Source organism: Bacillus sp. MUM 13, from assembly GCF_001866725.1.
Lineage (GTDB): Bacteria > Bacillota > Bacilli > Bacillales > DSM-1321 > Peribacillus.
The window spans coordinates 1-9,624 of the sequence record NZ_MLYQ01000121.1; the positions used below are offsets into that span (position 1 = coordinate 1).

Below are 9,624 nucleotides of genomic sequence, written 5' to 3' on the forward strand. Positions count from 1 at the left end.
CCTGACAGCATAGCAGTGTGCACGAAAAGAAGGAGCTGCCTTTATAAGGCAGCTCCTTCTTTTCGTATATCAATATCTTTTAGCGCCGGAATTGACATCATCAACGGTTTGATCAAAGCCTGCACGCTGATCATTCCTGCCAGGATGTACAGGATCTGTATCATACTTTTCTGTTAAACCGGAATCACTTCTCTTAGCATCAGGATCAACAAGCACAAGCAATTTACCTGATTTCACATCAGTTTCATAACGGTCTGCTTCATCTTCAGGAATTCCCATTCCGATAAGAGCACCTGCCAATCCTCCAGTTCCTGCACCAACAGCCGCCCCAGTTAGAGTGGCAACGATTGGGCCTGCCGCAAGAATCGGGCCGATTCCGGGAATTGCCAAGGCACCCACCCCGGCCAATAACCCGGCAGCACCGCCCAGGATGCCGCCTGTCGCAGCTCCGGCCGCCATTCCTTCTTCTGTGTTAGTTCCAGTAGATTCATTGACCATATCCACGTCATCGCGGTCCTTAGCGATGACTGAAATATCGTCCCGGTCATATCCTTGCCGTTTTAAGTCTTCTACCGCACGAATTGCATCTTCTCCACTATCATATACGCCGACTACTCTCTTATCCATTTTCCTCAGCTCCTCTAAAAAGTGTATGGTTATTACATACCCTTATTAAGAAAAAACTAACCATGGACTGAATGAGACCAAATCAGAAATGAAGAATCAGGGAAATTCGGGACCTTTATTTTCTTCTGGCGAAATCGACAAATCTGAATTTATCCGGACGATGGCGTGATTCCGTATACTGAAAAAGGCTTGTATCATCTAAGTAGGCGAAGTTTTTTACCACAACGATATTATGGAAGCCTTCCAGATCAAGATAGCTTCGATCTTCTTCAGTCGGTGTTTCCACAGTGATTTCTTTCTTTGCAAAACTGATTGTCAAACCCAGCTCTTCTTCTACATATTCATAAATGGAGTTCTGGCAAATAGCTTCATTCAAACCGGGAACCATTTTCTTTACGATAAAATCTTTATCGAAAATAACTCGTTCTTTATCTATTTCCCGAACACGGTGAATTTCCCAGGCTGTATCTTCTCTTGAAAGCTTTAATTGCTCCTTCAAGCTTTCATCAGGAAAAATCTCCTGCAGCATTTCCACATGCGTTTTGGTCCGGTGACCCATTCTTTTGGAAAGTTCCTTAAAACTGACCAGTCCCGAGATAGGAAAATCAAATTTCTTCACATCCAGGACAATGGATCCCTTCCCTTGAACTTTATGAATATATCCGTCTTCAGAAAGGATTTTAAGGGCTTTCCTGATTGTTTCTCTTGATGTTTGAAAGGTATCAGCCAAGTCATTCTCAGAGGGAAGGAGCGAGCCTGCAGGAAGGCTTCCTTCCTGGATCTGATTTGATATATCCTCATATATTTTCATGAATTTATTCATCATCTAATATCACCCAGATAATCTTATCACTTCTTCTTAAAATGATAAATGATAGATTCATACGGACGGAATATCATTTCTTCTGCAATAGCGGGAGCATCTTTATAATTGGATAACAGGGTGGATGCTTCAAATTCATCTGAAATCCATTCCTTACCGATAGACAGCTTTGCCTCTTTTGCATAAAAGTTATTGATAACGAGCAAAACTTCATCTTTAGACTGCCGTTTATATACAAAAAGCTCTTTATGTTCCGGATAAAGAAGTTCAAAGCTTCCTTCTGTAATAATGTCATACTTCTTGCGAAGCTTAATTAATTTTTGGTAATGATAAAACACTGAATCAGGGTCAGCCAATGCTTTTTCGGCGTTTATTCTTTTATAAGATGAAGGTACAGGTATCCAGGGAGTTCCTTCCGTAAATCCACCATGCACTGAATCATTCCACTGTACCGGGGTTCTTGAATTGTCCCTTGATTTTTGCTTGATGATTTCCATTATAAGTGCTTCCGGAATTCCCTTTTCCTTCATAATTTCGTAATAATTAAGAGTTTCTACATCACGGTAATCTTTGATGTCATTAAAATGCGGATTGGCCATCCCGATCTCTTCTCCCTGGTAAATGTATGGAGTCCCCTGCAGCATGTGGATGGAAGTTGCCAGCATTTTAGCAGATTCAACAGGATAATTTTTATCGTCCCCAAATCTTGAAACAATCCTTGGCTGATCATGGTTGCACCAGAACAGCGCATTCCACCCTCCTCCTTCCTGCATTTTTGTCTGCCAGTTTGTGAGAATGCTTTTAAGTGCAGGAAAATCTAATTCCCCAAGTGCCCATTTCTCTCCATTTGGATAATCCACTTTCAAATGATGAAAATTAAACGTCATGCTGAGCTCCCCGCTGGCAGGATTAGAATATCTGATGCAGTCCTCAATGCTTGTAGAAGACATTTCACCAACTGTCATGCTGTCATATTTGGTAAGGACTTCTGTGTTCATTTCATGAAGAAACTCATGTACCCGCGGTCCGTCCGTGTAGAATTTCCTGCCGTCTCCAGGAGCAATTGAACCATCATCATCCGGAAAATCCTGATTCTTTGAGATAAGGTTAATGACATCCAGCCGGAATCCGTCTATCCCTTTTCCGAACCAGTAATGCATCATATCATAAATTTCTTTTCTCACCTTTTTATTTTCCCAATTTAAATCAGCTTGTGTTACATCAAAAAGATGAAGGTAATATTGGCCAGTTTTCTCATCAAGCTCCCAGGCAGGACCGCCGAATTTCGATATCCAATTTGCCGGTTCCCTCCCATTCTCAGGGTCTTTCCAAATGTAATAATCCCGGTATGGATTGTCCTTTGACATCCTTGATTGCCTGAACCACTCATGATCTGTCGAGGTATGGTTAACCACTAGGTCCATGATTACCTTAATTCCCCTTCCATGTGCTTCGTTCAACAAGCATTCAAAATCCTCCATCGTTCCAAACTCTTCATCAATGGCATAATAATCGCTGATATCGTAGCCATTATCCCGCTGAGGTGATTCGTAGATCGGAGTCAGCCATATTACATCGATCCCAAGTGTTTTAAGGTAATCAAGTTTATCGATAATCCCTTTTATATCACCAACACCAGTGCCGGTTGTATCATTAAAGCTTTTTGGATAAATTTGATAAACTGCAGATTTTCTCCACCATTCTTTCATTGTAAGCCACCGCCTGTTAAAAGTTATTTTCCGTATAGAATTTCAAACACCACAGAAAGAAACCTTTCTGTGGCTTTAGTGAATGCCTTATGATGTAGGTTTTTGATTTCTTCTCATTTTTGCATAGAAGAAGGTTATAACAAAAGGAACAACAAGTGCAATTAGCATGCCGATTGCAAATGGGACCCATTTACTCGGTATAATTGAGAATATCCCCGGTAAGCCGCCTACTCCAATTGATGAGGCAATCGTATGGTTGACGGTAATGAATGCCCCTGCCAGAGCTGAACCAGCCATTGCTGCAAAAAATGGAAAACGGTAACGGATATTAACACCAAACATGGCAGGCTCTGTTACGCCAAGATATGCTGATACGGCTGATGGAAATGCTAATCCCTTCAGCTTTGGATCTTTGATAGCAAACATCAGGGCAAGAGCGGCTGAGCCCTGAGCAATATTTGATAGGGCCACAATCGGCCATAGAAATGTTCCTCCGGTGCTTCCGATCAGCTGCAAATCAACTGCCAGGAATGTATGATGCATGCCTGTAATAACAAGCGGGGCATACAGTGCTCCATAAATCAAACCTCCAAGCAAAGGAATATGAGAGAAAATTCCCGTAAACACAGAGGTGATTCCATTAGCAATTGCAAATGTAACCGGTCCAATAACGATAAAGGATAAAAATCCTGTAACGAGCAGAGCAATTGGCGCCACTAATAAAAGCTTGAATGCGTCGGGAATTCTTTTGCTCAGGAATATTTCAATCTTCGCCAGCACAAAGGAAGCAATCAATATAGGAAGTACCTGTCCTTGATATCCAACTTTGTCGATAGTGAGACCAAATAAATGCCAAGCAGGGATTTTGCCTGCAGCTTTTGCTTCAGCGTATCCCCAGGCATTAAGCAAATCAGGATGAACCAGCATTAAACCAAGGACAATCCCAAGCAGCGGGCTTCCCCCAAAACGTTTAAGCGCAGACCAGCCAATAAGGGCAGGCAAAAAGGTAAACGCTGTATTTGCAATCAAATTGATAATCCCTGCGAAGTCCTTCCAATGTGTGTAGACATCTACAATGGATTTTGTATCAAAAAAGATCCCCTTATTAGTCAGAATGTTATTAATCCCCATCAGCAAACCTGCCGTTACGATCGCAGGCAGGATTGGAATGAAAATATCTGCAAGGGTTTTTATTGCACGCTGAAGCGGATTCAGGTTTTTTTCAGCTGCCGCTTTTGTTTCTTCTTTAGAGGTTGATCCGATGCCAGTTGCATCCACCATTTCCTTATATACTTCGTTGACCGTCCCCTGCCCGACGACTACCTGAAACTGGCCATTGGCAGAAAAAGAGCCTTTAACAGCATCAACTTGTTCCAGTTTCTCTTTATCCACTTTGCTTTCGTCATTTAAAGCAAAACGCAGTCGCGTTACACAATGTGTAGCGGAAGCGATATTTTCCTTCCCTCCGATTGCTTCTACAATCTCGGCGGCCGTTTGATGATAATTCTTAGACATAAATCTTACCCCCCCGTGTGAACGTTTACAATCTGTCTTAAAATTTATCAGTAAATGAACTTGTATATACATGATTGTGTTTTCATTTTAACTTGTATATACATATACGTCAAGAGAAAAAGAAATCGTTTTCTCGGCACTATAAGTATTGGAAATCATTTCTTTTTTATTGTTATCAGTAAAGGGTATAGTTAAAGCGGAGTGTATAAAAAGGAGGATATTACTTTGCTTGAAGATTTGCTGAAAAAATTAATCTCTATTGACAGTTCTACTAAAGAAGGTGCCAATGAAGCGGTCGAATATTGTTCACTTTGGCTTTCAGAGCAAGGCTTGCCTGTTAGCCAGTTTGAAAATAACGGCCATAAAATGCTCGTTTGCAGCATAGGCTCCGGAGAAAAAACGCTCATATTCAATGGACACGTGGATGTGGTAAGCGGAAAGCCCAATCAATTCATTCCCGAGATCCGAGAAGGCAGATTGTACGGGAGAGGCTCTGCAGATATGAAAGCAGGAGTTGCCGCGATGATGACCGCAGCAGCTGCCTTAAAGAATCATAAACTTGGGCTGAAGATTCAGCTGCAAATAGTATCTGATGAAGAAACAGGCGGATTTAATTGCTCAGGCTATCTGGCCAAACAAGGCTATTTAGGCGACTTTGTCATTTGTGCGGAGCCGACACAGCTGGGAATCGCCCTGCAGGCAAAGGGCGTTATGCAAACCGATATTGAAATAAGCGGAAAACCTGCCCACGGAAGCAGACCATGGGAGGGCATTAATGCCATCGAAAAGGCCTATGAGGTATACCAGCATATTCTCACCCTGCCTTTTACAAAGGAAAGGACCGAGCTTTACGAGGGCCCATCTGTTAACCTGGCAAAAATAAAAGCTGGAGAAGTTTATAATAAGGTACCTGACAAATGCATCATTGGCCTTGATATCCGTTATCTTCCTTCACAGAATAAGGATGAAATCATCAGGCAAATCCAAAGCATTACAGACGGAAAAGTTTCGGTCCGGATGTTCAGCCAGCCTGTAAAAACAGAAGAAAACGATCCGTACATCTCCCTGCTCCGGCCCGTCGTTGAAAAATACACCACTAAGGAAGCCAGGATTTTCGGCCAGCACGGTTCAGCAGATACCGTGTTTTATGCTGCTTTTGATATTCCTGCCATTGAATTTGGGCCAAGCGGCGCTGATTGGCATGGTGATGATGAATATGTTGTTCTTGAATCTGTAGAACTCTATAAAAAAATGCTCATTGATTTTGCCAGGGAGTTCGTACACTCCTGACAACTAAATTAATATTTTTAAACCTCTCCGGTATGGGGAGGTTTTTTTACACATCAACAGCACATTGAAAATAGATATATTTGCTTATTCAATACTATACTGACATCAATAACCGAAACTAAAGGAGTATATAACATTGAAAAACAAGAATAAAAATTTAATGATGATATATTTGACTTCTTTTACCGTCCTTTTATCCCTTATGGTTCACCTCATTCATCGAAAGTTCAGCTTCCTGGCTGATTACACCGCACAAAATGGGTATGGATCATTCTCTCCTTCGATACATATCCTGCAGAATACACTTCTCATAGTTCCAGTCATCCTGCTCGTATCTGTATTCGCCATCTACAAAAAACAGCCTTTTCACCCGTCCCTGCAGCTTTTAATAGTGCTGTGCCTCACCTTTAGCAGCATCAGCACTATAGCAGGAAGCGAAGGAATGACCGAATATCACTTTAGCATTTTTATGGTGCTTGCGATGATTGCTTACTTTGAATCTATTAAGTTAATCCTGATCAGCACAGCCATCTTTGCCATCCAGCATTTCACTGGATTTTTTCTATATCCTGAGCTTTTATGCGGTACTGCAGATTATCATTTTTCACTCCTGCTTGTTCACGCATTCTTCCTGATATTTTCATGCCTTGCAACCGTACTGCTTATCCATTCAGGCAATAAATATGCACATGCAATGGAAGCCCAGAACAGGATCCATGAAAAAGCAAATAGACAGCTGCTCGACAGCCTCAGTCTCAGCTCAACACGCCTATTAGAATCAGTAAGCCAAATTTCCGTAACTACCCAGGTTACCTCAAAATCAAGCAAGGAAATTGCTGTATCCATTGAAGAAATGAATTCTGGAAGTGATGAACAGCTCGGCATCAGCACACAAAATGTACAATTGCTGAACAGTATGCTGCAAAAAATCTCCCAAATCCGGGAAAATTCCCGGCTTGTAAAAAAAACATCTCTTAAAACAAGTGAAGAAGCAAAAGCAGGACGTATCAAAGTCAATAATATGACTGGCCAGATGAACATAATTACACGGAATATGTCCACATTGACGAACTCAGTCAGCCAATTAGAAAATAGGACACAGTATATAGAACGTGCCTTAAACACATTATCAGGCATTTCAGACCAGACTAACATGCTTGCTTTGAACGCATCTATTGAAGCTGCACGGGCAGGGAGCTATGGCAAGGGATTTTCCGTGGTTGCGGATGAAGTCCGCAAATTGTCACTTGAATCTGATAAGGCAGCAAAGGATATCAAGAAAATGATCTCTATGATTCATTCCGACATGAAAGAAGTAAAAAATGATCTTGCAATGGGCAATAACGACCTTCAGACAGGAATATCATTAATCGTCGATACAGAGCAGGTATTTGCCCAAATTGCACAGGCTGCAGAAAGTACGGAAAGCCAGGCAGAACATGCAGATACCGTACTACAGGAAATGGTCAGTGAATCCAAGCATGTGTTTGAGTCTATCGAGCATGGAAGTCATATAACAAGAGATGCACTTTTAAAAAGCAGCAAAATTACTGCTGCAGCCCAAGACCAATTAAATACTGCGGAAGCACTCAATAATATAACTGGTTCACTGTCTTCTCTTTCACTGCAAATGAATTCTATTATTGAAGATATAAATGTAAGAACTGAACAAGAAGCATAATTTCAGAAAGCTCCAGGCAAACGCCGGGGCTTATTTTATGTGTCAAGCCGATTTCACGTAATATTGACGGGAATTTTTTCCGTTGATATTAGCTGAAAAACCTCAATTTATGCTATAAAACCATTTTTTAAGATACATAGTTTTCCATATATTACAGTTTTTAAACCTAAGTCTCTGTTTTGTAACAAAAATAGCAACCCATTGAAACATAATTGTCATATTAACCTGTTATGATAAATTAACGATTTAGTACAAAGGAGATCAAAACGTTTGAAAAAACTACTATTATATATCACTGGCGCATGTTTCCTAGTATTCGGTTTTTCAGGAGTAGCTTCAGCAAATACATATCATGTAAAAAAAGGAGATACACTTTGGAAGATTGCACATAACCATAAAGTATCTGTCAGCCAGCTTAAAAGCTGGAATAAGCTTTCGAAAGATATCATCAAACCAAACCAGGTTCTGCAGGTATCACCTAAATCAGGCACAAAGGCAAAAACGGTAAAAAAACCGGCAGCCAAGAAGGCTGTCAAAGCCGCAGCCTATAAAACCATCACAGTCAGGGCTACTGCCTATACCGCAACATGCGGCGGCTGCAGCGGCATTACATCAACTGGATTGAATTTAAAGAAGAACCCTTCCATTAAAGCAATATCTGTTGATCCTAGAGTCATTCCTCTGGGTTCCAAGGTATATGTTGAAGGATACGGGTACGCAGTCGCAGCAGATAAAGGCAGCTCAATAAAAGGCAGCAAAATTGATATCTTTGTCTCTTCAAAGTCAAAAGCAATTCAATGGGGCGTTCGATACGTAAAAGTAAGAATTTACCGTTAATAGTAAAAAGCCGGGCTAAACAGCAGCCTGGCTTTTTTTTCAGGAAAATAAGTTTTTAAATTTTTCTCAATTTTGTTAAAATTGAACTGGGCTGATATAGCCAAATTAAAGGATGAGAGGTGCTTACTTTGAATATTGCCATATTGGGAGCCGGGGCATTAGGAGCTTATTATGGGGCCAGGCTGCAGGCTGCAGGCCAGAATGTAACTTTCTTAGTCAGGCAAAAACGGGCACAGCAGCTTTCTGAACATGGATTGTATATAACCAGCACACACGGAAACTATGTTTTTAACAATCTGCAATTCACAGAGAATGTAGAGGATATCGAAAGGCCTGATTTGGTCATTGCTGCAGTGAAAGGGTACCATTTGAAGGCTGCTCTCCCCTCCTTAAAAGCTCTCGCAGAAAAAGGTGCAAAGATTCTTCCGCTTTTAAACGGGATCGAGCATATTTCTATTCTCCAATCAGAACTGCAGAAAGAAGCAGTCTTGGGCGGCAGCGCATACATCATTGCTACACTGGATGAAAAAGGCCATGTTGTTCATACCAGCAGCCAGCACGATCTCGTATTTGGCCCTCTGCATCACTCACAGAACGAAATATGCCGCGAGCTGGATTCTATTTTAACAGGGGCCAATCTCAATGGAAAGCTCACAGACAGCATCTTAGATGAAATGTGGAACAAATATATGTTTATTACAGCATTTTCTGGAGTGACTACTGCTTTAAATCTGCCAATTGGCACCATTCGAAAATACCCTGATACCTTTGAACTGCTAACAAGGGTCCTGGAAGAAATGCGTTCTCTTGCCGAAGCAAACGGGATCTCAATCAGCATCGATAAAGTCGGGCAGGCCCTCGAACAATTCAGGAAACTTCCAGACGGGGCCACCTCCTCTATGCATCAAGACAGAAGAAAATGGCTGACTCTTGAATTGGAACATATCCAGGGAGGGGCATTGAGACTCGCGGAAAGAACCGGTATCAAACTTCCTGTCACAGAAATTTTATATAGCATCATCAAGCCTTTTGAAAATTAAGGACCTGATCGCGGTATTCGGCTTTTTCCAAAGCATATAGTTTTTCAGTGGCCTGATGAGCAGAACAGGTGAGACCTAAGCAGGCGCAGCCGAGGAGGCTCA

At 41.5% G+C, this 9,624-nt stretch carries 8 protein-coding genes; 4 read left to right on the forward strand and 4 right to left on the reverse strand.

Annotated features, from left to right (window positions below; all coding sequences use genetic code 11):
- Window positions 1–69 precede the first annotated feature (69 nt).
- The 4 genes from BIV59_RS20735 to treP all read right to left on the reverse strand — a co-directional run bounded on the left by BIV59_RS20735 (window position 70) and on the right by treP (window position 4,674).
- Complete coding sequence (locus BIV59_RS20735) at window positions 70–627, reverse strand: YflT domain-containing protein (protein WP_071353366.1); 558 nt, start codon at window positions 625–627, stop codon at window positions 70–72.
- Window positions 628–742: 115 nt separating this feature from the next.
- Complete coding sequence (gene treR, locus BIV59_RS20740; RefSeq protein WP_071353367.1) at window positions 743–1,453, reverse strand: trehalose operon repressor; 711 nt, start codon at window positions 1,451–1,453, stop codon at window positions 743–745.
- A gap of 23 nt (window positions 1,454–1,476) precedes the next feature.
- Window positions 1,477–3,159, reverse strand: coding sequence for an alpha,alpha-phosphotrehalase (treC, locus tag BIV59_RS20745; protein ID WP_071353368.1), 1,683 nt, complete (start codon window positions 3,157–3,159; stop codon window positions 1,477–1,479).
- An 87-nt stretch (window positions 3,160–3,246) separates the two neighbouring features.
- Window positions 3,247–4,674, reverse strand: a complete 1,428-nt coding sequence (gene treP / locus BIV59_RS20750) for a PTS system trehalose-specific EIIBC component (protein WP_071353369.1) — start codon at window positions 4,672–4,674, stop codon at window positions 3,247–3,249.
- Window positions 4,675–4,899: 225 nt separating this feature from the next.
- Between treP and BIV59_RS20755 the strand changes: the two genes are divergently transcribed.
- The 4 genes from BIV59_RS20755 to BIV59_RS20770 all read left to right on the forward strand — a co-directional run bounded on the left by BIV59_RS20755 (window position 4,900) and on the right by BIV59_RS20770 (window position 9,522).
- A complete protein-coding gene (locus tag BIV59_RS20755; RefSeq protein WP_071353370.1) occupies window positions 4,900–5,964 on the forward strand; it encodes a M20 family metallopeptidase in 1,065 nt (354 codons plus the stop codon).
- Between the two features lie 136 nt (window positions 5,965–6,100).
- Window positions 6,101–7,645 carry a methyl-accepting chemotaxis protein gene (locus BIV59_RS20760; RefSeq protein WP_071353371.1) on the forward strand — a complete coding sequence of 515 codons (1,545 nt, stop codon included), beginning with the start codon at window positions 6,101–6,103 and terminating at the stop codon, window positions 7,643–7,645.
- Between the two features lie 270 nt (window positions 7,646–7,915).
- Window positions 7,916–8,482: a 3D domain-containing protein gene (locus BIV59_RS20765; protein WP_071353372.1), complete on the forward strand. Its 567-nt coding sequence runs from the start codon at window positions 7,916–7,918 to the stop codon at window positions 8,480–8,482.
- 128 nt (window positions 8,483–8,610) lie between these two features.
- Window positions 8,611–9,522 (forward strand): ketopantoate reductase family protein, encoded by a 912-nt coding sequence (locus BIV59_RS20770; protein WP_071353373.1) that lies wholly within the window; start codon window positions 8,611–8,613, stop codon window positions 9,520–9,522.
- The last annotated feature ends 102 nt before the right edge of the window (window positions 9,523–9,624 follow it).